Here is a 22,174-nt window from a genome sequence, read left to right as displayed (position 1 = left end):
ACGTCGTGTCGGGCAGATCCCATGACCGTCAGCGGGCAGAACTCATGACCGCCGGCGGGCAGCTTCATGGCCGTCTCCGGGCAGTTTCTCGTGTCCGTCGACAAGGGAATGCTGTTCTGTGATCGCTGCCACCAGGTAGGCCGCACCAGCCGCATGATCTACACCCAGGTCAAGGGTCGACGTGGCGATATGTTCGAGTACTACTTCTGCCGCGCGCGGCAAGACAAACTGTGTGACCTGCCGTTCCTGCCCGTTCATGTTGTCGAGCAAGCAGTCATCGATCTGTACCCGCACCTCGCCCTCGGCGAAGACTTCTCCAGCGCGGTAAGGACGGAAATCGACACGACTTTGTCCGAGGAGCAGAGTGCCGTCCGAGAACTCCATGAGAACTACCGCTCGCAGCTGCAGCGACTCGGCGTGCAGGAAGACCGATTGCTCGATTTGGCGGCAGACGGCGCGATGCCGAAAGAACGGATCAAGGAACGACTACGGAGGATCCAGGCCGAACGCGAGAGTGCCGAGACAGGACTGACTGAGACCGGCGAGAAGCTGCTTGTCGGCGCCGAAACGCTACGCATGCTGGTCGACCTCTTGGAGGACCCGGCGGCACTCTACGAAGGCATCAAAGGCTCGGCTCGGCGGAAGTTGAACGACGCACTACTCGAGCGCATCTACCTGAACGAGGATGGAGTCGGCACCTACATCACGACCCCGCCAGTGGTCGAACTCCAGGACGGGGCCGAGGCATGGCGGAGCAGCCTCGAGGCCGCGTTCTCGAGTGACACCCGCTATGAGCGGGCGCAACCGTCACCACTTCGCTTCGTCACCGAGCCCTCCAGAAATGACAAGACCGTCCTACTCGCGGACCGTTGGATCAACGGTTCGAATAAGACGGTCTTGGTCGGGCTCATGCCGCGTTTGTGGAAGGGCTTGAACTGGCCATAGCCCGGCCAGTAGGGATACGGGATCACCCGATAGACGGCGCCCTGGGACGAGGACTCCTCATACCCCCAGTAGCTGGTGCGCCCGGCGTCGGCCCACTTGTCGAAGAGCACCACGTGCGTGGTCGGGCTCAGCAGCGCGTCGCCACGGCGCAACTCCGGCTTGGTGATGAAGTCACCCACGCGGCGCAAGGTCCGGGTGTTCAGGCCCGGCCGGGCCAGACCCCACGCCATTGAAACATAGCCGGAGCAGTCGGTGCGGTAGCCGTCGAAGGTCGCGCTTTGGCTGTAGGGCACATCGTGCTTGACCCACACGGCAGCGCGGGCGGTCGCCTGCAGGCCGGTGGTGACGATCGCGCGCTCGGCGTCGTCGGCCCACGCCGGCCGGGCCGCGCCGGCGAGGGCAAGGGTCGGCAACAAGAGGGCGGCGCGACGGGTGGTGGGGGCGGGGGGCTGGAACGGCATACGGGAACCTCTGTTGTGCAATGTGGACGAGAACCGGGACCGCCGGCCGACGTCGACAGTCGGCCGAGGGTCACGGCACCGCATCCGGGGAAAGCGTGGATTAGTTGTAGAAGGAGTCCAGGTCCTTCTTGTACATCTCGGTGACCACCTTGCGCTTGACCTTCAGGCTCGGCGTAAGCTCGCCGCCCTCGACCGAGAAGTCGCTGCCGAGAATAGTGAAGGCCTTGACCTGCTCCCACCGGTTGAGGCCGGCGTTGAGCTGGTCGACATAGCCCTGGACCATCTCCTTGGCGGCCGGCGAGGAGACGATCTCTTCATAGGACTTGCCCTCGAGACCGTTCGCAGCCGCCCAACCGGCGATGCCGTCGGGGTCCAGGGTGATCAGCGCGCTGACGAACTTGCGATCGTTGCCGTGGACCATGATCTGGCTGACATACGGGCACAGACCCTTGAAGGTCGACTCCAGCTGCGACGGCGCGACGTATTTGCCGTTCGAGGTCTTGAAGAGGTCCTTCTTGCGGTCGGTGATCTTCAGGAAGCCCCGGTCGTCCAACTCGCCGATATCACCGGTGTGGAACCAGCCGTCCGCGTCGAGCACCTCCGCGGTAGCCTCGGGATTGTTGTGGTAGCCCTGCATGATGCCCTCACCGCGCAGCAGGATCTCGCCGTCGTCCGCGATCCGCGTCTCCAGCCCGGGCAGCGGCCAGCCGACCGACCCGATCTTGTAGGCCACCAGCCGATTGACGTATGCCGCGGAGCTCGTCTCGGTCAGACCGTAGCCTTCGGCGACCAAAAGCCCCACGGAGTGGAACCAGCGGGCGACCTCGGGGTTGAGCCCTGCCGAGCCGGAGATAAAGAAGCGAACGTTCCCACCGAAGCGGTTGCGCACCGTGGACAAGACCAGCTTGTCGGCGACCTTGTGCTGAGCGGCGAGGACAGCCCCCGGCTTCTTGCCCGCGATCTGGGCATCGGAGACCTTGGAACCTACCCCGGTGGCCCAGTGGAAGAGTTTCTCCTTGGCCCCACCTTCCTTGGCCATCATCACCGAGATCGTGCCGTGCACCTTCTCGAAGATGCGCGGGACGGCCGCCATGAAGGTCGGCTGCACCTTGGGGAGGTTCTCGATGATCTTGTCGATGCGGCCGTCGATGACCGTCGGGAAACCGACCTGCAGCGGAATCGTCAGCAACTGCTTGCCGAAGACGTGGGCCAGCGGCAGCCACAGATACTGCAGGTCGTCCGGCTGCAGAATCCGGATCGCGCCGGTGGCGGCGGCCTGGTAGGTCCAGGCGCTGTGCAGCAGCCGCACGCCCTTGGGCCGGCCGGTGGTGCCGGAGGTGTAGATGATCGTTGCGAGCTGGTCGGAGGCGATGGCATCAATGCGTTCGTCGACCGCTCGCGCATTCTCGGCGAGCAGGTCGGTGCCGAGTCGGGCCAGGTCCTCCAGGCTGATCACCCAGTCGCCGTCGCCCGCACCATCGAAGACGACGACCTTGCGGACCGAGGGAATGGTGTCGCGAATGCTGCGCAGCTTCTCGACCTGGGATTCGTCTTCGGCGAAGACGACGACGCTGCCGGAGTCGGAGATGATGAAGGCGACATCGTCGGCGATCGTCGAGGGATAGATCGTGGTGGTCGTCGATCCCGCGCACATATTCGCCAGGTCGGCGAGCGCCCACTCATACCGCGTGCCGGACGCAAGAGCGACGCGCTCCTCGGGCTCGACGCCGAGTGCGATCAGCCCGGCGGCCAGCGGGAAGACCCGGTCCTTGACCTGCTTCCACGTCACCTTGGCGTAGTCGTCGCCCTGCGGATACCAGTAGGCGACCTTGTCGGGGGTCTTGGCCACGCGGTCCCGGAAGAGCACGCCCACATTCGCCGAGCGGCTGGTCAGGGCGGTGGTGTCCAGGTCTTCGTCGGCAGGCAGGAGGGACTGGGTAGCGGGCATCGGCGACCACTTTCGCGGTTGGGTGTGCGGGTGTTGGGCCGATAGTGCCATGTTCGGGCGGCTAAATCACGTCCCGCAGTCCCGCGGGCGTCAAGTGAGACGCGATCGACGCTTGGCAGCCGATCCGCGCCGCCGGGGTTTCGGGGCTGCATGATGGGCGCGACCCAACCGAATCGCGTCAGCGAGCGTACTTCTGGACATGAGCACCGACCTCGACCCGAGCCGCGCCGACGCGGAGCTTCGGGCTCTCCTGCGCTCCGCCGCCCGGGCCACCGCACACCGCCGCGCCTGCTCACGGACCTGTGGGGGCGCGGCCTCCGGCGGCACCGTGTGCGTCAAGCCGTGTCCGCCGCCGCCACCCTTGCGGTGCTGCTCGGCGCGATTGCCGTATGGCCGCCCCTCACCCTCGGACGCTCCTCACCGCCGCTGGGGCCCGGCGCCGTCACCTTGCACCTGCCCGACCGCATTGCGCTCGCCGACGGTGTCGAATTGCGCGTCGGCTGGACTGGCGTGGCTCGGTAGCGTCGTTATGGGCGTCGGCCGCGCGCCGAGGGGATTGGTCAGATACGCGACCCAATCGTCGATGTAGCCCGCCCCGACCAGCTGGCCGGGCGTGGCCGCCCGGAGGTCGGTAGGAGCCTTCCAGGCTCGGGCCGGCGCGGTGCCCCTGGCAGCGGCTGTCGGTGCGGCAACGGCCATTGGTGCAGCGAGGGCCGGCGTCATACCAAGGGGCAGGGCGACGGCCGCTGCCGCGCCCAGTCCGCCACCCCCCAACCGGCGACACCAGCCGCCGACGGCTGCTCGATCATTCCTCGTTTGTGGTCCAGATATCCATGCCTCCCCGATCGATGGCCCCCGCCGCCACCCCTGGGGCGAAGCACATCGGCCAGCCTAGAGTCGCGCGCCGACCTCAGCCACAGAAGCGAGGAGATTGCCAACCGAAATGCGCCGCCACCGACGCAGCGTCAGTGCTCTGGGTCTGTGCTCTGGGTCAGGGAGCCAGGATCGATCGACACGCGACTACGTCCTGCGCCATCGCCTCCAGCAGCGCGTCGATGGAGTCGAACTTCAGCGTCGGCCGGATGTGTGCCACGAAGTCGACCGCGACCTCCTCGCCATAGAGATCGAGATCGGTGCGGTCCAGGCAATAGGCCTCGACCGTGCGCTCAGTGCCCTCGAAGGTCGGGTTGGTGCCGACCGAGATCGCCGCGGGCAGCCGATAGTCACGGTCCGCAGGGTCCATATCAAGACGGGTGAGCCACCCGGCATACACCCCATCGGCGGGCACGACGCCGCGCGCGCGGCGCTCGAGATTCGCTGTGGGATAACCAAGTTCGCGGCCCCGGTGGTATCCGTGGACGACGATGCCGATGACGCGGTGCGGCCGGCCGAGAATGGCGGCTGCCTCAGCCACCTCGCCAAGACGCAGATGCTCCCGCACCGCGCTGGACGACCAGCGCCGATCGTCGCCTTGATCCTGGACGACGATCACCTCGAAGCCGTGACGGTCGCCGACTTCGCGGATCAGATCGACATCACCGGTGTAGCCGACCCCGAAGCCCTTGGTGTCGGCGCCGACGACAAGGGCCGACACCCCCAAACCGTCGACGAAGGTCGAGATGATGAAGTCCTCCGCGCTCTGCTGGGCATAGGCCCGCGTGAAGGGCACGACGAGCAGGCCGTCGATCCCGGTCTCCTCGAGCAGTCGCTCGTGTAGACCGGCGGGACTGATCAACTCTGGCGCACGCTCGGGGTGCAGAACCTGGACCGGATGCGGGTCGAAGGTCAGTGCGACTGCTGGCACGCCGCGCCGGGCTGCCTCTGCCCGGAGCGTGGCGATGACGACTTGGTGGCCGCGGTGGACCCCGTCGAAGTTGCCGAAGGTCGCCACGCAGCCTTTGAGGTCCGCGGGCGTGTCGGCGGGATCGGTCCAGCGATGCACGAGCCAACAATACGAACACGCGGCCAGGGACACGATTTCGGACCGAAGCGGGCGCTGCCTCATCACCTGGCCGGCGTGAACACGACATACGCCTGAGCAATGGCGCGTGTCTCGTCGAGCATCGCGACCAGGGCGCCGTCCGGCCCGATGGCGGCCACGGGGTCTGCTCGCCCCGGGCTCGCCGACGGGATGCGCTGACCGTATGCCAGCGCCCGCGCCTCGTCCGCGTCCACCGGGCGTGTCGCGAACGCCGCCGCAGCGTCGGCGAGTGGGATGACCGGCAACTGCTCAGGGGCGCAGGATTCGAGCGCAGCGAGGGGGTGCGCATCGCCGAGGTCGAAGCGGCCCACCCGGGCGCGTCGCAGGGCCGTCAGGTGCCCCCCGACGCCCAAGGTGGCGCCGAGGTCGCGGGCCAGGGCACGGACATACGTGCCGGAGGAGACCTCGACCTCGACGTCCACGTCGAGCATCGGCACACCGTCCACCATGACCTGCCGCTCGCCCCAGACATCGAAGCGCGCGACGGTGACCGGACGCGCGGCCAGGGCGACGTCCTCGCCGGCGCGGACGCGGGCATACGCGCGTTTGCCCTTGATCTTGATCGCGCTGACCGCGCTGGGCACCTGGTCGATCGCACCGGTGAGGCCGGCAATCGCGTCGCGCAGGCCCGCGGGCGACTCGCCCACCGCAGTGGTGGTCACGACCTCACCCTCGGCATCGTCGGTGACCGTGGTGGCGCCGAGGCGGATGGTCGCGGCATAAGCCTTGTCGCAGCCGACGAGGAAGGTCAGCAGCTTGGTGGCGCGGCCGATGCCGAGAACGAGCACGCCGGTCGCCATCGGATCGAGGGTGCCGGCGTGCCCCACCTTGCGGGTGGCGGCGAGGTAGCGGACCTTGGCGACGATGTCGTGGCTGGTCCACCCCGCCGGTTTGTCGACGATCAGCAACCCATCCGGCGCCGGCGGGCGGCGATCAGGCGTCGGCACGCTGGCCGGCGAGTTCGTCCTCGTCGTCCTCGTGTTTATAGGGGTCGGCGTCACCGGCATACACGGCACCGGCCGCACTGGCGGCGACCTCGGCGTCGTGCTCGCGTGCGGCCTTGAGCAGGTCGTCGATGTGCGCGGCCGTGTCCGGCAGGGCGTCGAGGTGGAACTCCAGGCTTGGGGTGAGGCGGATACCCAGGTGCTTGCCGACGAGGCTGCGCAGCTTGCCGGTGTTCTTGGCCAGCAGGCGCGCGGTGTGCTCGCGCTGGGTGTCGTCGCCGAAGACCGTATAGAAGACCGAGGCCTGCTGCAGATCGCCGGTGACGCGCACATCGGTGATCGTCACGAAGCCCAGGTCGGGGTCCTTGACGATCGCGTCGAGATTCTCGGCGATGACATCCTTGATCCGTTCGGCGACCCTGCGGGCGCGTCCGGTGTCGACCATGGTCGATCTCCTCACTGTGCGCGGGGGTGGGATCGGGCCAGCCTATGTCAGTGACATCACGCCTCGGCACGATGCGGACGCCTTCGGGCCGCTCGCAGCGATGGGTATCCTGGCCGGGTGATCCAGGCGGGCACCCCCGGGCCGCGCCTCGTGCGCGCCACCGCGATCGCGGTGGCTGCCGTAGCCCTGGCCACGCTGGCCCACGCCGGGATCGCCGGTATGCCGATTCCTCCCGTCGCCGGTGCGCTCGCCCTTTTGCTGGCCTCGCCCATTGCGTATGCCGTGGCCGTTCGGCGGATCGGATTTGCGGGGCTGACAGGCTGCCTGGCGCTGGGCCAGGCCATCAGCCATGTCGTCTTCACTGCTGCCCACGCAACGGCTGGCGCCGGGATGCACAGCACGTCGGCGGGCACTGTATTCGGCGCCAGGCATCTCGGGCATTCCGGCAGCGGCGCCGCCCTGACGGCGATGGAGGCGCCCACCGGGCGGATGCTCCTCGCTCATCTGCTGGCCACCGTGCTGCTGGCGGCCGCCCTGGCGTGGGGCGAACGGCTGCTCTGGGCCGCCCGGCGCTTGCTTCCCCGCCTGCCCGGCTCGCCGCGCGTGGGCCACGAGGTTGCGCGCCTGCCGGCGCTCGGTGAGGGCACGGCATACGTCCTGGGGATGGGTGCAGACCGTGCCCGCGTGACGCGTGGTCCGCCGACGCTGTCCGCGTCGCGCCCTGCCCGGCTGCTACTGCAGCCACCCGCCCTGCCGTGGCGCCTCTGTCACTGACCTCGTCGTCGGATCCAGCAACTTCCGGGCTCAGCAGCCCTCCAGCGATCCGGCGTGCAGCACGTCGGTGCCCGGGGCTACGGCCGAGGCGGTTCAAACGACTCTGACCTCGAAAGGCCTTGCCATGACTCCCTTTTTCGCTGTCCGCCCGATTCTCGCGGCGCTCGCGCTCGCCGGCCTGGCCGCCTGCGGCGGGTCCGGCGCCGCTACGAGTTCCAGCACGCTGCCCACCCCGCGCGCGGGGTCGGCAGCCGGCCCCTCGACCGCCCTGCGGATCGATGATCCGTGGTGCAAGGCCGCGGACGCCGGGATGACGAGCTGCTTCGCTACCCTCGTCAACCTCACCGACATCGCTATCCGGATCACCGCTGCGTCATCACCGGCGGCGGGAATGACCGAACTCCACGAGACAGTCAAGAATGCCGACGGGCAGTTGCAGATGCAGCCGGCCGCCGGCGGATTCACCCTCGCTCCGGCCCAGCAGTTCGCTCTCGAACCCGGGGCGAACCACATCATGCTGATGCAGCTCAGCGCGCCCCTGAAGAATGGCGACCCGGTCTCGATCACCTTGACGACCAGCGCGGGCCCGCTGCCCGCCACTTTCGTCGTCCGCACCTTCGCCGGGGCCAACGAGTCCTACCAGCCGTCCGGGTCCGCGAGCATGGGCGAAATGACGCACTCGTGAGCGCGACCAGCCGGCGCACCGCGCTCTTCTGCGGGCTGGCCGCGGGGGTGGGCGGTGTGGCCGCGGCCGGATGCACGGGCTCCGATCCGGCCCCGGTCGCGACAACCACGGCATCGAGGGCCGCGGGTGCCACGGCATACCGGCCCTTCCGGGGCGTCCACCAGCCGGGGATCGCCGACGACCCCCAGCCCTATGCCGCCTTTGTCGCCTTCACCCTACTGGGCGGCAGCGACCGCGCCAGCCTGCGCCGGCTGTTGACGATCTGGACTGACGACATCGAACGCCTGATGTCCGGGCGGGGCACCATCGTCGATCAGGAGCCCGAGCTGGCTTCTGTGACAGCGCAATTGACGGTGACCGTCGGCATTGGCCCGCGGGTTCCGGGCTTGGCCGGTGCCCCCGCGCCGGCCTGGTTGGCGCCGTTGCCTGCCTTCGCCCAGATCGATCGGCTCGACCCGCGCTGGGGCCAGGCCGACCTGCTCCTGCAGATCTGCGCAGCTAGTCCGACGACGCTTGCTCACGCCCAGCGGCGACTGATCACCGCAGCCGGCGACTTGGTGCGCCTGGGCTGGGTGCAGCGGGGCTTCCGCGAACCCTTCGCCGGCGGGGGTAGCGGACTACCCATGCGCAATCTCTTCGGCCAGGTCGACGGAACCGTTCAGCCCGACGTGCACGGGATCGACGCCGGACTGCTCTGGGTGGGCGACAACGGCCCTGCCTGGCTGCGAGGCGGGGCCGGGCTGGTGCTACGCCGGATCGCGATGGATCTCGACACCTGGGACCGAGTCGATCGCGGCTCCCGCGAGAACGCGACCGGCCGACGCCTCGACACCGGCGCGCCGGTCACCGGCCGCGCGCTGACCGATGCCCCCGATCTCGACGCGGTCGACGATCTCGGCTTCCATCGCATCGATGACGCGGCTCACCTGCGTCGGGCGCACGGCACCGCGCCGCACGAGCGCTTCCTGCGACGCCCCTATTCGTATGACGATCCCCCCGAGGAGGGTACGCTCAGCAACTCCGGCCTCCTGTTTGCGGCCTACTGCGCCGATCCGGCGCGGCAGTTCGTGCCCGTCCAGCGGCGGCTCGCCGAACTCGACCTGCTCAACCTGTGGACCAGGCCGATTGGCTCGGCCGTCTTCGCCATGCTCCCGGGGGCGAGCGACGGCGAGATCCTGGGCCAGGCCCTGGTGGCCTGACCCGCGGGCAAACGGACGGGAAAATGCTCGTCCGCAACGGAAGACTTCCGTTGCGGACGAGCAGTTTGTGGGATCGGACGGGAAAGCCGAGACGTTAGGCCCGCGGCTTCTCGCGCATCTCATAGGTGGCGATGAGGTCGCCGAGCTGCAGGTCGTTGAAGCTGCCCAGGTTGATGCCGCACTCGTAGCCCTCGCGGACTTCGACGACATCGTCCTTGAAGCGCCGCAGGCCGGCCACCTCGACGTTCTCGGCGACGACGACACCCTGGCGGGTGATGCGCGCCTTGGCGCCGCGGCGGATCTCGCCGCTGCGGACGATCGACCCGGCGATATTGCCGAACTTGCTGGAGCGGAAGATCTCGCGGATCTCGGCGGTGCCGAGCTCCACCTCTTCGAACTCCGGCTTGAGCATGCCCTTCAGGGCCGCCTCGATCTCCTCGATCGCCTGGTAGATGACCGAGTAGTAGCGGATCTCGACGCCCTCACGCTCGGCATAGTCGGCGTTCTGGCCCTCGGCCCGGACGTTGAAGCCGATGATGATCGCGTTCGAGGCCATCGCGAGGTTGATGTTGTTCATCGTGATGGCACCGACGCCGCGGTCGATGATCCGCAGGTCGACCTCGTCGCCGACGTCGATCTGCAGCAGGGCATCTTCGAGCGCCTCGACCGAACCCGACACATCACCCTTGAGGATGAGGTTGAGGGTGTCGACCTTGCCGGCCGCGAGGGCGGCGTTGAGGTCTTCGAGCGAGATGCGCTTGCGGGCCTTGGCCAGGCTCGCCTGGCGGTCGGCCGCCTCGCGCCGCTCGGCGATCTGCCGGGCGGTGCGGTCGTCGGGGGCAACGACGAAGGTGTCGCCGGCGCGCGGCACCGAGGAGAGACCGAGCACCTGCACCGGCCGCGACGGGGTCGCCTCGGTGAGGTTGTTGCCGTGCTCATCCAGCATCGCCCGGACGCGGCCGTGCGAGCTACCGGTGACGATCGCGTCACCGACGTGCAGGGTGCCGGACTGGATGAGAACGGTCGCCGTGGCGCCACGTCCACGGTCGAGGTTGGCCTCGATCGCGACACCGCGAGCATCCCGGCCGGGGTTGGCGCGCAGGTCCAGGGCTGCGTCGGCCGTCAGCAGGACGGCCTCGAGCAGCTCGTCGATGTTCAGGCCCTGCTTGGCCGAGACGTCGACGAACATCGTCTCGCCGCCGTACTCCTCGGCGACGAGGTTGTACTCGGTCAGCTGCTGACGCACCTTGCTCGGGTTGGCCCCGTCGACGTCGATCTTGTTGACCGCGACGACGATCGGGACATCCGCGGCCTGCGCGTGGTTGAGCGCCTCGATGGTCTGCGGCATGACGCCGTCGTCGGCGGCGACCACGAGGATCGCGATGTCGGTGACTTTGGCACCACGAGCACGCATGGCGGTGAAGGCCTCGTGACCCGGGGTGTCGATGAAGGTCATCGCCCGGTCGACGCCCTCGTGCTCCTTGTGGATCTGGTAGGCGCCGATGTGCTGGGTGATGCCACCGTGCTCGCCGGCCGCGACATTCTCGTTGCGGATGGCGTCCAGCAGCTTGGTCTTGCCATGGTCGACGTGACCCATGACGGTGACGACCGGCGGGCGAGCCTGCAGGTCCTCCTCCTCCTCGGAGTCGACACCGAACTCGAGGTCGATGTCGAAGGAGTCGAAGAGTTCCTTCTCCTCCTCCTCGGGGCTGACCATGCGAATGTCGTAGCCGAGCTCGGCGCCGAGCAGCTTGAAGGTGTCCTCGTCCAGGCTCTGAGTCGCCGTGGCCATCTCACCGAGGTGGAAGAGCACGGTGACCAGCGACGCCGGATTCGCATCGATCTTCTCGGCGAAGTCGGTCAGCGAGGCGCCCTGCCGGATCCGGATCTCGGTCGTGCCATCGCCGCGGGGGACGGTGACACCACCGATGGTCGGCGCGGACATCTGCTCGAACTCTTGACGCTTCGCCCGCCTGGACTTGCGCTGCTTGTTGCGTCCGCCGCCCTTGCCGAAGGCACCCTGGGTGCCACCGCGGCCACCCGGACCTCCGCCCGGACGACCGGGACCGCCGCCGAAGCCGCCCGCACCGCCACCAGGACCGCGACCGCCGAAGCCGCCGCCTCCCGGACGACCGGCACCCGCGCCGGGACGGCCGGGGGCGCCACCGCGGGCCGGGCGATCGCCCGGACGAGCGACCGCGCTGCGGTCGGGCATCATGCCCGGCGACGGGCGCACGCCACCGGGGCGGGGGCCACCAGGGCCACCGGCACCGGTCGGCGCACCCGGCCGCGGACCGCGGCTCTGGGGACGGGGCATACCTTGGCTGGCCGCAAAGGGGTTGTTGCCCGGGCGCGGGCCGGCGGGACCGGCACCCTCGCGGGTGCGGCCCATGCCCTGGCTCGGGGCGAAGGGGTTGTTGCCCGGGCGCGGCGCACCCGGACGAGGCCCGCCCGGACGCTCCTCACGGGCGGCCGGGGCTGCCGGCGCCGGGCGCGGTGCCGCCGGACGCGGGCCCGGAGTGGCACCACGCGGCGCGGGAGCGGACGGCGCCGAGGTGCTCGGCGCCGACGGCGCAGCTGCGGGAGCCGGGGCCGGAGCAGAGGTCACCGGAGCAGAGGCCGCCGGGGCGGCGGGAGCCGGCGCGGCGCCGGAGCGGGCGCCGGGTGCGGGCATGGACGGCGCCGGGGCACTCGCCTTAGCAGGTGCCGGAGTTGGGGCGGCTGGAGCCGGCGCCGGGGCACCCGGACGGGCCGGAGCCGGACGCGGTCCGGGGACCGGGCCAGGGGTTGCCGGTGCGGCCGGTGCCGCCTTGGCGGCCGGCGGGGTTGCCGAGGCGGACGCTGCAGCGGGGAATTTCTCGTTGTAGCGACGCACCACGGGTGCTTCGATGGTGGAGCTCGCGCTCCGGACGTACTCGCCCATCTCGTTCAAGCGCTCGAGGAGAACCTTGCTCGGAACTCCGACCTCTTTGGCGAGGGCGCTGACGCGGATCTTGGACACTTTTCTCCTTAACTCGGTCCGCCTCGAGTCAAGGAGCGGACCGTTGTCACAGCCGGGGGGAACTCATTTCTGAGTGCTCATCGGATGCTCATCGCGGAATCCCGCTTTCGGTCTGGTGGGTGGTGGTTGTGCGTTCGACTGCTCAGCGTCATTTACGTATGCCGTGACCAGGCTTTCCGAGAGCGGCCCGCCGTAGCGAAGCGCCCGGGGAAAGGCCCTCTTGCGGAGGGCCTTGGCGAGGCATTCGGATCTCGGGTGCAGCCAGCAGCCGCGGCCCGGCATCCGCCGCGCGGGATCGGGCAACAGAATCGGGTGACCCTGATCGCTCGTTCCCGCAACGATGCGCAGAAGGGCCGACCAGCTATCCGGTTGCCGGCACCCGACACACGTACGGACCGGGCCCGCGACGCTTTCGGATGACCGGCGCCGGAGTCCAGTCCGGTCGGTCCCGCCCATTCTAGCGGGTCGTCGGCCGGCCGGGCGCCGAGCCCGGCGCTCCGCGCCCGGGAGCGTCCCGGCGGGGGCCGCGGTCGAAACCGTCCCCGCGCGACATACGGGGGCCGTCGCCACGGGGGCCGCGATCGGGGGCATCGCCACGCGGCATACGGGGGCCGTCGCCACGCGGTCCGCGATCCGGGGCATCGCCACGCGGCATACGGGAGCCGCCGCCGCGCGGGCCGCTTCGCTCGGGCTCCGGCACGGTGCCGTGATGCGGGCGCGTGCCGCCACCGGCCGCGGAGCTCTCGACGTCGGGCACGATGTCGATGCGCCAGCCGGTCAGCTTCGCGGCGAGGCGGGCATTCTGGCCCTCGCGACCGATCGCCAGGCTCAGTTGGTAGTCGGGGACGATCACCCGCGCGCTACGCGCGTCCGCGTCGACGATCGTCACCGACTGCACGCGGGCCGGCGACAAAGCGGACGCGACGAACTCGGCCGGGTCCTCGCTGAAATCGACGATGTCGATCTTCTCGCCGCCCAACTCGGCCATCACGGCGCGCACCCGCGCCCCCATCGGGCCGATGCACGCGCCCTTGGCGTTGAGGCCGGGGACGGTGGCGAAAACCGCGATCTTGGTGCGGTGCCCGGCCTCGCGGGCGAGCGAGGCGATCTGGACGGTGCCATTGGCCACTTCGGGGACCTCGAGCGCGAACAGCTTGCGCACCAAGTTGGGGTGGGTGCGCGAGAGCTCGATCTGGGGGCCGCGCAGGCCGCGCTTGGCGGTGACGACATAGCAGCGGATGCGGTCGCCGTGCTTGTAGATCTCCCCCGGCACCTGCTCGGCCGCCGGGAGGATGCCTTCGACGCTGCCGAAGCTGACCAGGACATTGCGCGGGTTGGAGTTCTGCTGGATGACGCCGGCAACGATGTCGCCCTCGCGTCCCTTGAACTCGCCGAGGATGTTGTCGTCCTCGACCTCGCGCAACCGCGACAGGATCACATTGCGGGCCGTGGCCGCCGCCACCCGCCCGAAATCCTGCGGGGTGTGGTCGAACTCCGGGCCCAACTCCACCCGGGTCGCCCGGCGCGGCAAGGGCTCGCCCTCGTCGTCGAACGCCTCGGGCTCGTCATTGGGGACCTCGAAGCCCTCGCGGGCCCAGATGGTGACGTGTCCGCTCTTGCGGTCGAGTTCGGCGCGCGCGTGCCGATAGTGCCCGTCGGTGTGCTCGTATGCCGTGAGCAGGGCCTTCTCGATGGCGGGGATGAGGATCTCCAAGGAGATGCCCCGCTCGGCCTCAAGGGCGCGCAGGTCGGCCAGACCGATGTCCATGGCTATTCGCTTCCTTCCTGGGTGCTCGCGAACTCGACGTCGATGACGGCGCGCTCCACCTCGGCATACGCAATGGTCGTGGGGGTCTCGTCGATCTCGACGACGACCTGGGTCTCATCGGCGCGCAGGATGCGGCCGGTGCGGGTGGCTCCCGCAGACGTCACGTTCAGCAGGCGGCCCACATTGCGCCGGTAGTGTCGCGGCTCGCGCAGGGCACGGCCGACGCCTGGTGAGCTGACCTCGAGGACGTAGGCAGCTCCCCCGAAAGGTTCGTCGCGATCGAGGGCGTCGCTGATGGCGCGCGAGAGATCGGCCACGTCATCGAGGCTGAGGGCGGGCGTGGGCTCGTCGGTCGAGCCGTCGGCGTTGATCGTGGGGAGCATGTCGAGAGTGACCCGGACGAGTTTGCGCTTGCCGGCCACGCTCACCGTGACATCGTCGAGGACGATTCCGGGGTCGGTCAGCGCAGTCGCGACGACGTCGCGGACCTTGGGGGTGGCAGACATCGACCGGGCTCCTTTTCCACTTGTAGCTGGCCACTCTATGGGACAACGACGCGGCAGCCCCGATCGATCCCCGTCGTGCTCGCACTCGCGTGCGAGGATCGCCGGTATGACCGCCCGCTCACCGATGGCCCGGCGCGCCGCCCTCGGTGTGCTCGCGTTGGGGACGCTGACGGCGTGCGGGATTCACCTCGAGGAGGACGCGCCGCGTGTGCCACTGGTGCCGGCGCGCACGCCGATCGCCGGCGAGGACGCGCTGGTGGGGCTGCTGTTGGGGACGCAAGCGCTCGCTGCTGGCGTGGCCCTGCTGCCGAAGGTGGCCGGGTTCGGGGCAGCGCTGGATCAGCAGGCGCGCGTCCTGGACAGCGCCCTGCGCGAGCGCGGCGTGCCGGCCAACAAGCTTGCCGGGGCGGAGTCGGGCACGGCGGAGGTGGCCGCCCTCGCGGGCGCGTCGGTCACCGCGGCCCACGATGTGCTCGCCCTCGCCGAGGTGGCCTTGCGGCCGATGCTTGCCTCGTTGGCGGCGTCCCGGACCGTGCTCGCCGGCAAGCTGGACAAGACCTGGCAGACGCCTGCCCCGGCACCCGCCGCGCTCGACACCCCGGCCGCTCTCGCCGTGCTGGCCGCGAGCAGGGCCGCGGTCTACGGCGTGGAGGTGGCCGCAGCGCGGTCCACGGACGCAACGCGGGAGCGGGGGGTGAGCACGCTGCATACCTTGCGGGGGTTGGTGATGGCGCAGGAAGCGCTCCTGGGGGCCCAGACGCCGCCGACGCCCACGGCATACGGGCTGCCGCTGACGGTGACCGACAACGCGAGCGCGAAGCGGCTGGTCGGGCACTTGCTCGATGCCCTGACGCGTGCGTATGCCGGGCAACTCCCCACCGTCGCGGACGCCCCGCCCGCACTGCTCACCCTGACCGACTGGCTGGCCGCCTCGGCGCAGCTGCAGTCCCGCTGGGGCGCCGACCTGGCCGCCTTCCCGGGGTTGACCTGATTTTCCGCGAGGATCTCTCCCATGACCAACCGGCTCAGCGGCGCAACAAGCCCGTATTTGCTGCAGCACGCGGACAATCCGGTCGACTGGTGGGAATGGGGACCGGAGGCCTTCGCCGAGGCGCGGCGGCGTGATGTCCCCATCCTGTTGTCGGTGGGCTACGCCGCGTGCCATTGGTGCCATGTGATGGCGCATGAGTCCTTCGAGGACGAGGGCGTTGCGGCGACGCTCAACGCGGGGTTCGTCTCGATCAAGGTCGACCGCGAGGAGCGCCCGGACGTCGACGCCGCCTATATGACCGCGACAACGGCGATGACCGGGCGAGGCGGTTGGCCGATGACCTGCCTGCTCACACCCGACCTGGAGCCCTTCTTCGCCGGGACGTATTTCCCTCGGGCCCAGTTCCTTTCCCTCCTCGCTCAGGCCGGGCAGGCGTGGACGAACCGGCGCGACGATGTCCTCGCCAGTGGGGCGAACGTCGCCCAGCAGTTGCAGGCCCACACCCAGCCCGTCCGGGCGGTGGTCGTCGAGGCAGCGGCGCTTGATCGGGCGGCCGGAGCTCTGCTGGGGCAATTCGATTCCGCGCGAGGGGGATTCGGCGGCGCGCCGAAGTTCCCGCCGTCGATGGTGCTCGCCTTCCTATTGCGTCACGCGGCCCGGACCGGGAGTGAGCAATCGTCGGCCATGGTCGCGGCGACGTGCGTGGCCATGGCCCGGGGCGGCCTGTACGACCAGCTCGGCGGCGGTTTCGCGCGCTACAGCGTGGACGCCGATTGGGTGGTCCCGCACTTCGAAAAGATGTTGTACGACAATGGATTGCTGCTGCGTGTCTATGCCGAGTGGACGCGCCAGGGGGGCGGCGAGTTCGCCCGGCGGGTGACCGCCGAGACGGCCGACTTCCTGCTCGCCGATCTCCGCACGCCGGAGGGCATGTTCGCGGCCGCTCTGGATGCGGACACCGAAGGAATCGAGGGCCTGACCTATGTCTGGACGCCGGCGGAGTTGACCGCCGCTCTCGGCGCGGCTGACGGGGCTGCTGCCGCGGACGTCTTCACGGTGACCGCCCGCGGGACCTTTGAGCATGGGGCGTCGACGCTCCAATATCGCTGCGACGCAGCGGATTCCGACTGGTACGCCGGCATCCGAGAGCGGCTGCGGACGATTCGCGCAGCGCGCCCCCAGCCCGCGCGCGACGACAAGGTGGTGGCGTCCTGGAACGGGCTGGCGATCGCCGCATTGAGCATCGCGGGCCGCGTGCTCGGGCGCCCCGATTATGTTGATGCAGCTGAAGTTTGCGCCGAGCAACTAATCGCCCGACAGGTGGTCGACGGGCGCCTGGTTCGGGTCTCGCGCGGGGCCCAGCTCAGCACGGCTCCCGGGCAGGCGGACGACTACGGCAACCTGATCGAAGGACTGTGCCAGCTCTACCAAGCCGACGGCCGGGCCGAATGGCTCAGCGCGGCAACGGGATTGGCCGACACCGCCGGTGATCTTTTCCGGCGGGCCGACGGTTGGGCCGAGCAGCCCAAGGACGGTGAGGCGCTCTATCTGACTCCCCCGGCCGGCGCCGACAATGCCGAGCCGTCCGGACTTTCGGCGCTCGCCATGGGTTTGCTCACCCTGTCGGCGTTGACCGAGCGGGCCGATCTGCGAGCGGCTGCAGAAGCGCTGATCGCGCAGAACGGCGCTCTCGCCGTGGACAATCCGCGATTCGGCGGGTGGACCCTGGCGGCAGCGGAGGCCGTGGTTGCCGGCCCGCTGCAGGTCGCCGTCGTCGGCTCGGGACCGGTGGCGCGCGAGATGATCGACACGGTCGCGGGCTCGCCCTCCCCCGGGTTGGTGCTGGCCTACGGTGCTGAGGCGGACGAGGCGGTGCCGCTGCTCGCGGGGCGAGTGGCGGTCGGTGGCGAGGCAACGGCATACGTCTGTCGGCAGTTCGTCTGTGACGCGCCGGTGACGGCGGTCGCAGACCTGGAGCGGGGGCTGCGGGAATCCGGGGCGGCGGGAAATGGTTGGGACCGGACATGATGTTCGGACGCCAGGTCAAGCCCATGCCCACCGCCCAGACCGCGCTAGCCGGTCGTGCGGAGCGGCCGTTCGTGGTGCCCGCCAGGCACGAGGTACTGGGGACGCCGCTGGAAGGACCGTGGCCGGCGGGCACCGAGGTGCTCTATGTCGCGATGGGGTGTTTCTGGGGCGCCGAGCGGATCATGTGGCGGCTGCCCGGGGTAGTGACGACGGCGGCCGGGTATTTGGGTGGTTTCACGCCCAACCCGACCTACGAGGAGACGTGCACCGGGCAGACCGGGCACACCGAGTCGGTGCTCGTGGCCTACGACCCGGCGCGCATCAGCCCGGCCGAGATCCTCAAGGCCTTCTGGGAGAACCACGACCCGACGACCGCGAACCGGCAGGGCAATGATGTCGGGACGCAATACCGGTCCGCGATCTATTGGACGACGCCCGAGCAGGAGGCCGCGGTGCGGGCGACGGCGGCAGCGTTCCAGGGTGAGTTGGACAAGGTGCGGGCCGGGACAATCTCTACGCAACTCGCGCCGGCCGCCGAGGTCGGCCCCTTCTGGTATGCCGAGGACTATCACCAGCAGTACCTCCACAAGAACCCCGGGGGCTACTGCAACCACGGCCCGAATGGGCTGACCTGCCCCATCGGCATCGCGAATCTGCCTGCGCAGCAAGACATTCTGCCTGGTCGCCCGGAGTAGTTCCATGGACCAGCGGCGCTCGGACATGCGGGAGATCGCAGGTCTGTGTGGCGAGTGCGCGCGCGCGCTGATCCGGCCGACCCGCAAGGGCACGACCTATCTGCGCTGCGGCTTGGCTGCGACCGATCCGCGCTTCCCGCGCTATCCCCGGCTGCCGGTCATCGCGTGCAACGGATTCACGCCGCTCCTCGCCGAGAACTCGCCGTAGGCACCCCTGGTTCGCTCGACATGGGGGAAGGCAGCGAACCTCGCTGCGCTCGGCGCTGACCGCCCACCGGCACCAGGCTCGCTTCGCTAGCGCTGCCGGTGCGAACAAGGGGTTTGTGGCATCGGGCGGGAAAGCTGTCGCCCCGAGGGGTCAGGACGGGCGGTCGGTGCGGGCCTGGGCCCAGGGCAGGACCATCAGTGCCAGCCAGAGGGCGCCGACGACGAAGGCGCCGATGGCCAGCCAGAGCTTCCATAATCCGTCGTTGTCGACCAGGTTGGGGCCGAAGGCGACTCCCAGGCCGTAGAGCACGGCGACGATGCCGACGATTCCGCGGCGCTGGTCCTTGCTCATCGGGTCCCCATCCACGGCATGATGACGAGGAAGACGGCGGCCAGCAGCACGAGGACCGAGCCACCCAGGACATACGGGCGTTCGTAGCGCGGCCAGTCGACCACCTTCGGGGCGAAGGCGAAGCCGACCCCATAGATCGCGGCCAGCAGGCCGGTCACCGCCAATCCGGTCTCGACGCTCATCAGCGGCGTCCTTTCCGTCAGGCGGGGCCGGTGACCCCGCTGCCCGTCAAGTGTGGCAACGACAAGCCGCGGACTCGCGGGCCACGACGGTCAAGAAGCGCCGCGACTCTACGTATTCAGAGCACCGTCAGTGCGTAGTCATGCGTAGTCGCAACCAGCCGCTCGCGGGCGGCCGCCGGATCGACGTAGGCCGCGGTGGCCCACACATCGGCCCACATCAGGTCCGGCCCGACGACCGTGGTCGACCCCGGGCGAGCGATTCGCTCCCCCGTGCCGGGATCGACGATGTGTGCCCCGCGGGCAGCCGCTCCGGACGTGGCCACCGCACCTTGGGTCAGTTCGACCGTGGCGGCGATCCGCCCCGGCCCGCGTGGGTCCTCGATCCCGATCCGCCAGGTGGGCGCGATGCCCCGCATCCCACGGCCGACGCCGACGACCATGTCGCCGCCGGCGCTGAGGCAGAAGGAGATGCCCGGGACGGTGCGCAGGTGCGCAGCTGCCTGCTCGACCCCCCAGCCTTTGACCAGCCCGGTCGGGTCGTATGACGGCCGCCCCGCCTCGCGCGCGAACCACGCCGTGAACAACCCATCCGTCGCTTCCTCGGCGGCCAACGACAGATCGAGCACCTCGGCCTGCCACTCGTGGCACTCCCCAGGGGTAATCGCACCGGCCTGGAGCCGCCGCAGCTCCGAGTCGGCGCGCCACATGCTGAAGAGGTCATCGACGCGACGCAGGGTGGCGAAGGCATTGGCCGCGGCCGCGGCGATATCGGCTCGCTCGGGGTCGATCGCCTTGACGTGCAAGGAAATCGGCATCCCCATGATCATCTCGACGAAAGCCTTGCGCCCGATCACGGTGGCGCCGCGCTGCGGCTCCGGAGTGACGGCATGCGTCATGGCCGGCAGGGGCTGGGTGACGGTGCTCATCAGAGGTGGGCCTGGTCGATCGCGGACTGGAGGGATTGGATATAGCCGTTCGAGGTGACGGTCGCGCCAGAGACCATGTCGATGCTCGCGCTCTGGGCCGTGATCACTTCGTCGTTGAGGACGGGAACGGCATACGAGTTGATCTGCTGGTCGCGCGGGTTGTCCCACGGGATCTGGGTGACTCCGGACTTGGTGATCTTGCCGTTCGCGACGGTGATCTGGACCTGGACCAGGCCCCAGCGGGTCATCACTTCATCGCCGGTGTAGGTCTTGGCCGCGTTGCTGCTGGACCCCGACCCGCTCGAACTGGCGCTCGACGAACTCGAACTCGACGACGGGGTCGATGCTTCGCTCGCCGGCGAATCCCCTTGACCGGCAGTGCCATTCGTTGAGTTGTCCGCTGACGAACTGCCGGCGGTCGAGTCGCTCGATGTCGCGTCGGACGAGCCGGACGCGGACTCGGTCAGCGGGGCTTCCGCCTCCACGGCGGTCTTGGTCTTGGCGCTGGTTGAGGTGGGATAGCTGAAGAGGAGGACGAGCGCCGAGATGGTGCTCATCAGCCACAAGGTGATTCGTCGCATGGCGCTGGGATGTCCTTTAGTAGGTGAAGTATTCGACGTGGATGGCTGCCGCCGGAACGCCGGCCCCCAGCGCCGCCGCCTTGGCTGCGTCCATCCAGGCGGGGGCACCGCAGATGTAGACGTCGCGCTCGGCGATGTCCGGGACGAATTGACGCAGGGCGTCGACATCGCTCAGGTGCGCCGCTTGCGCCGGCAGCCAGGTCTCCCGGCCCGGTATGCGGCGCCCTTCCACCACGACATATCGCGCGCCTCGTTCGCGGGCGAGAGCATCCAACTCATCGCCGAGGACGAGATCGTCGCGGGTGCTCACGCGGTGGATAACGCTCACGTCGTCGCTGCCCTGCGGGAGCGCCTCGAGAAGCGCGCGCATCGGGGTGATCCCGATGCCGGCACCCAGCAGCGCGACCTTGGTGCGGGTCCTGGTCCCCGGGTGGAGGCGGCCATACGGGCCCTCGATGACGGCCTTGGTGCCGACGGCGAGGTCGGCGAGCCGGGCGCTGCCGTCACCGAGGTGTTTGACGGTGATCCGCAGGGTATCGTCGGTGGGGGCCGCGGAGAGGGAGTAGGGGTTGGCGCGCGTCCAGCCGGGGCCGTCCTGGAAGCGCCAGTTGAAGAACTGACCGGCTTGTGCCCCAAGTCGATTCAGGCCGCGGCCACGCAAGGTCACCGTGGTGACGTCGGGGGTCTCGGCGCGGACGCCGACGACGTGCAGCGCCGACCGGCGGGTGCGGACGAAGGGCACAGCGACCCGCCAGATGAGCACGGCGGCCAGGCACGCGGCATACGCGCTCCACCAGCAGACGGTCGCCAGGCGGGAGGAGAGGAAGTCCGCGCCCGTCCAGAGTTGGTGCGGGAGCGCGAGACCGGCGCCGAGATAGCCGTATAGGTGAATCAGGTGCCAGGACTCGTACCTCAGCTTGGCGCGGGCCTTCTTGACCGAGGTGACCACGACCATGATCAGCGCAAGGGTGCCGGCGATGGCCAGCAGCATCCCGGGATAGTTGAGGGTGAAGTCGACGATGGTGCCCCACAGGCCCTGGGGTGAGGCGGCGGCATACCCGAGGGTGATCAAGACGACGTGGGCGAGCATCAAGTTGAAGGAGGTGAAGCCCACGAGGCGGTGGGTGCGCGCGAGCTCGTCCTGTCCCCAGGCCCTCTCGAACCACGGCACCCGCGCCATGAGGAAGACCTGGACCAGCAGCAGAGCCGAGGCGATCAGACCGGTGAGGCGGCCGAAGGAGGTCAGGAACCCGGCCACCGTGCCCACGTCTTGCAGCCCGCCGCCCTTGACCCATAAGGCGCTGACGAAGAGCAGCAGGGCCCACATCGCCGCGCCGGAGGCGTCACGCCACCAGGTGGGAACGCGGCGTAGCGGAGCGGGAGCCGCCGGGCGCGCGGCGCCCGACGGGCGCGTGCTGGCGGCCCACTGGAAGGGTGGGTGCGCGCTCGCGTTGGCTGTCGTCGCGGGGGCGGTGATCGTCATACCAGCAAATCTCGGGCCGGTTCCTGTGGGCAAGCTGTGGGCACCCCATGGCGGCGCCACGAACTGTCGCGG

The 22,174-nt window shown here is 69.5% G+C and carries 21 protein-coding genes and 1 pseudogene; 9 read left to right on the top strand and 13 right to left on the bottom strand.

What is annotated here, in order from left to right; genetic code table 11:
- Positions 1-90 precede the first annotated feature (90 nt).
- On the top strand, positions 91-945 hold the full coding sequence (locus ABD209_RS03535) for a recombinase zinc beta ribbon domain-containing protein (protein WP_344062202.1): 855 nt from the start codon (positions 91-93) through the stop codon (positions 943-945).
- Positions 946-1,506: 561 nt separating this feature from the next.
- On the opposite strand, the gene ABD209_RS03530 is transcribed toward ABD209_RS03535, so the two are convergent.
- Positions 1,507-3,354, bottom strand: a complete 1,848-nt coding sequence (locus tag ABD209_RS03530; protein ID WP_344062199.1) for an AMP-dependent synthetase/ligase — start codon at positions 3,352-3,354, stop codon at positions 1,507-1,509.
- A 342-nt stretch (positions 3,355-3,696) separates the two neighbouring features.
- Between ABD209_RS03530 and ABD209_RS03525 the strand changes: the two genes are divergently transcribed.
- A complete protein-coding gene (locus ABD209_RS03525) occupies positions 3,697-3,876 on the top strand; it encodes a hypothetical protein (RefSeq protein WP_344062196.1) in 180 nt (59 codons plus the stop codon).
- Positions 3,877-4,345: 469 nt separating this feature from the next.
- Here ABD209_RS03525 and ABD209_RS03520 read toward each other — a convergent pair whose 3' ends face one another.
- The 3 genes from ABD209_RS03520 to rbfA form a co-directional block, all read right to left on the bottom strand.
- Positions 4,346-5,296: a bifunctional riboflavin kinase/FAD synthetase gene (locus tag ABD209_RS03520; RefSeq protein ID WP_344062193.1), complete on the bottom strand. Its 951-nt coding sequence runs from the start codon at positions 5,294-5,296 to the stop codon at positions 4,346-4,348.
- Between the two features lie 62 nt (positions 5,297-5,358).
- Positions 5,359-6,282 carry a tRNA pseudouridine(55) synthase TruB gene (gene truB / locus ABD209_RS03515; protein ID WP_344062190.1) on the bottom strand — a complete coding sequence of 308 codons (924 nt, stop codon included), beginning with the start codon at positions 6,280-6,282 and terminating at the stop codon, positions 5,359-5,361.
- Positions 6,269-6,724 carry a 30S ribosome-binding factor RbfA gene (gene rbfA / locus ABD209_RS03510; protein WP_324387721.1) on the bottom strand — a complete coding sequence of 152 codons (456 nt, stop codon included), beginning with the start codon at positions 6,722-6,724 and terminating at the stop codon, positions 6,269-6,271. Before rbfA ends, truB begins: the two co-directional genes overlap by 14 nt.
- Positions 6,725-6,841: 117 nt before the next feature.
- On the opposite strand from rbfA, the gene ABD209_RS03505 reads away from it, so the two are divergent.
- From ABD209_RS03505 to ABD209_RS03495, 3 genes are all read left to right on the top strand, one after another.
- Complete coding sequence (locus ABD209_RS03505; RefSeq protein ID WP_344062183.1) at positions 6,842-7,498, top strand: hypothetical protein; 657 nt, start codon at positions 6,842-6,844, stop codon at positions 7,496-7,498.
- 124 nt (positions 7,499-7,622) lie between these two features.
- Complete coding sequence (locus ABD209_RS03500) at positions 7,623-8,183, top strand: copper chaperone PCu(A)C (protein WP_344062180.1); 561 nt, start codon at positions 7,623-7,625, stop codon at positions 8,181-8,183.
- A complete protein-coding gene (locus ABD209_RS03495) occupies positions 8,180-9,382 on the top strand; it encodes a Dyp-type peroxidase (protein ID WP_344062177.1) in 1,203 nt (400 codons plus the stop codon). The genes ABD209_RS03500 and ABD209_RS03495 overlap by 4 nt, the downstream gene beginning before the upstream one ends.
- Before the next feature lie 94 nt (positions 9,383-9,476).
- Here the strand turns inward: ABD209_RS03495 and infB are convergent, their stop codons facing one another.
- The 4 genes and pseudogenes from infB to ABD209_RS03475 form a co-directional block, all read right to left on the bottom strand.
- On the bottom strand, positions 9,477-12,383 hold the full coding sequence (gene infB, locus ABD209_RS03490; RefSeq protein ID WP_344062174.1) for a translation initiation factor IF-2: 2,907 nt from the start codon (positions 12,381-12,383) through the stop codon (positions 9,477-9,479).
- A gap of 63 nt (positions 12,384-12,446) precedes the next feature.
- Positions 12,447-12,839 (bottom strand): YlxR family protein, encoded by a 393-nt coding sequence (locus ABD209_RS03485; protein ID WP_344062171.1) that lies wholly within the window; start codon positions 12,837-12,839, stop codon positions 12,447-12,449.
- A gap of 256 nt (positions 12,840-13,095) precedes the next feature.
- Positions 13,096-14,151, bottom strand: a pseudogene (gene nusA / locus ABD209_RS03480) (transcription termination factor NusA); the annotation flags it as partial.
- Between the two features lie 2 nt (positions 14,152-14,153).
- A complete protein-coding gene (locus ABD209_RS03475; protein ID WP_344062168.1) occupies positions 14,154-14,657 on the bottom strand; it encodes a ribosome maturation factor RimP in 504 nt (167 codons plus the stop codon).
- A 106-nt stretch (positions 14,658-14,763) separates the two neighbouring features.
- Here ABD209_RS03475 and ABD209_RS03470 point away from each other — a divergent pair, with 106 nt between their 5' ends.
- Genes ABD209_RS03470 through ABD209_RS03455 form a run of 4 tightly spaced genes read left to right on the top strand, consistent with a single transcriptional unit; the run spans position 14,764 to position 18,579 of the window.
- Entirely contained in the window at positions 14,764-15,648 is an 885-nt protein-coding gene (locus ABD209_RS03470) for a DUF4439 domain-containing protein (RefSeq protein WP_344062165.1), read from the top strand.
- 21 nt (positions 15,649-15,669) lie between these two features.
- A complete protein-coding gene (locus ABD209_RS03465; RefSeq protein ID WP_344062162.1) occupies positions 15,670-17,676 on the top strand; it encodes a thioredoxin domain-containing protein in 2,007 nt (668 codons plus the stop codon).
- 23 nt (positions 17,677-17,699) lie between these two features.
- Positions 17,700-18,371: a peptide-methionine (S)-S-oxide reductase MsrA gene (msrA, locus tag ABD209_RS03460; RefSeq protein WP_344062159.1), complete on the top strand. Its 672-nt coding sequence runs from the start codon at positions 17,700-17,702 to the stop codon at positions 18,369-18,371.
- A gap of 4 nt (positions 18,372-18,375) precedes the next feature.
- Positions 18,376-18,579, top strand: a complete 204-nt coding sequence (locus tag ABD209_RS03455; RefSeq protein ID WP_344062156.1) for a hypothetical protein — start codon at positions 18,376-18,378, stop codon at positions 18,577-18,579.
- A gap of 150 nt (positions 18,580-18,729) precedes the next feature.
- Here the strand turns inward: ABD209_RS03455 and ABD209_RS03450 are convergent, their stop codons facing one another.
- The 5 genes from ABD209_RS03450 to ABD209_RS03430 all read right to left on the bottom strand — a co-directional run bounded on the left by ABD209_RS03450 (position 18,730) and on the right by ABD209_RS03430 (position 22,102).
- Positions 18,730-18,930, bottom strand: coding sequence for a hypothetical protein (locus ABD209_RS03450; RefSeq protein ID WP_344062154.1), 201 nt, complete (start codon positions 18,928-18,930; stop codon positions 18,730-18,732).
- Positions 18,927-19,112 (bottom strand): hypothetical protein, encoded by a 186-nt coding sequence (locus tag ABD209_RS03445; protein WP_344062151.1) that lies wholly within the window; start codon positions 19,110-19,112, stop codon positions 18,927-18,929. The genes ABD209_RS03450 and ABD209_RS03445 overlap by 4 nt, the downstream gene beginning before the upstream one ends.
- A 116-nt stretch (positions 19,113-19,228) precedes the next feature.
- The gene (locus tag ABD209_RS03440; protein ID WP_344062148.1) at positions 19,229-20,038 is read right to left on the bottom strand and encodes an FAD:protein FMN transferase; all 810 of its coding nucleotides are present in this window, start codon (positions 20,036-20,038) and stop codon (positions 19,229-19,231) included.
- The gene (locus ABD209_RS03435) at positions 20,038-20,619 is read right to left on the bottom strand and encodes an FMN-binding protein (RefSeq protein WP_344062145.1); all 582 of its coding nucleotides are present in this window, start codon (positions 20,617-20,619) and stop codon (positions 20,038-20,040) included. The genes ABD209_RS03440 and ABD209_RS03435 overlap by 1 nt, the downstream gene beginning before the upstream one ends.
- 16 nt (positions 20,620-20,635) lie before the next feature.
- A complete protein-coding gene (locus ABD209_RS03430; protein ID WP_344062142.1) occupies positions 20,636-22,102 on the bottom strand; it encodes a ferredoxin reductase family protein in 1,467 nt (488 codons plus the stop codon).
- Between the last annotated feature and the right edge of the window lie 72 nt (positions 22,103-22,174).

It is taken from the genome of Nostocoides vanveenii (genome assembly GCF_039531165.1).
Taxonomy (GTDB): domain Bacteria; phylum Actinomycetota; class Actinomycetes; order Actinomycetales; family Dermatophilaceae; genus Nostocoides_A; species Nostocoides_A vanveenii.
Note: the sequence above shows the minus strand (reverse complement) of the source record. Positions and strands in the feature narration are given on the sequence as shown.

Coding starts and splice junctions, on each gene's coding strand:
- ABD209_RS03430 (WP_344062142.1), bottom strand. CDS start 22,102: ATGACGATCACCGCCCCCGCGACGACAGCCAACGCGAGCGCGCACCCA.
- ABD209_RS03450 (WP_344062154.1), bottom strand. CDS start 18,930: ATGAGCAAGGACCAGCGCCGCGGAATCGTCGGCATCGTCGCCGTGCTC.
- ABD209_RS03455 (WP_344062156.1), top strand. CDS start 18,376: ATGGACCAGCGGCGCTCGGACATGCGGGAGATCGCAGGTCTGTGTGGC.
- ABD209_RS03530 (WP_344062199.1), bottom strand. CDS start 3,354: ATGCCCGCTACCCAGTCCCTCCTGCCTGCCGACGAAGACCTGGACACC.
- ABD209_RS03485 (WP_344062171.1), bottom strand. CDS start 12,839: ATGGGCGGGACCGACCGGACTGGACTCCGGCGCCGGTCATCCGAAAGC.
- ABD209_RS03470 (WP_344062165.1), top strand. CDS start 14,764: ATGACCGCCCGCTCACCGATGGCCCGGCGCGCCGCCCTCGGTGTGCTC.
- ABD209_RS03475 (WP_344062168.1), bottom strand. CDS start 14,657: ATGTCTGCCACCCCCAAGGTCCGCGACGTCGTCGCGACTGCGCTGACC.
- ABD209_RS03500 (WP_344062180.1), top strand. CDS start 7,623: ATGACTCCCTTTTTCGCTGTCCGCCCGATTCTCGCGGCGCTCGCGCTC.
- msrA (WP_344062159.1), top strand. CDS start 17,700: ATGCCCACCGCCCAGACCGCGCTAGCCGGTCGTGCGGAGCGGCCGTTC.
- ABD209_RS03440 (WP_344062148.1), bottom strand. CDS start 20,038: ATGAGCACCGTCACCCAGCCCCTGCCGGCCATGACGCATGCCGTCACT.
- ABD209_RS03435 (WP_344062145.1), bottom strand. CDS start 20,619: ATGCGACGAATCACCTTGTGGCTGATGAGCACCATCTCGGCGCTCGTC.
- ABD209_RS03445 (WP_344062151.1), bottom strand. CDS start 19,112: ATGAGCGTCGAGACCGGATTGGCGGTGACCGGCCTGCTGGCCGCGATC.
- rbfA (WP_324387721.1), bottom strand. CDS start 6,724: ATGGTCGACACCGGACGCGCCCGCAGGGTCGCCGAACGGATCAAGGAT.
- ABD209_RS03465 (WP_344062162.1), top strand. CDS start 15,670: ATGACCAACCGGCTCAGCGGCGCAACAAGCCCGTATTTGCTGCAGCAC.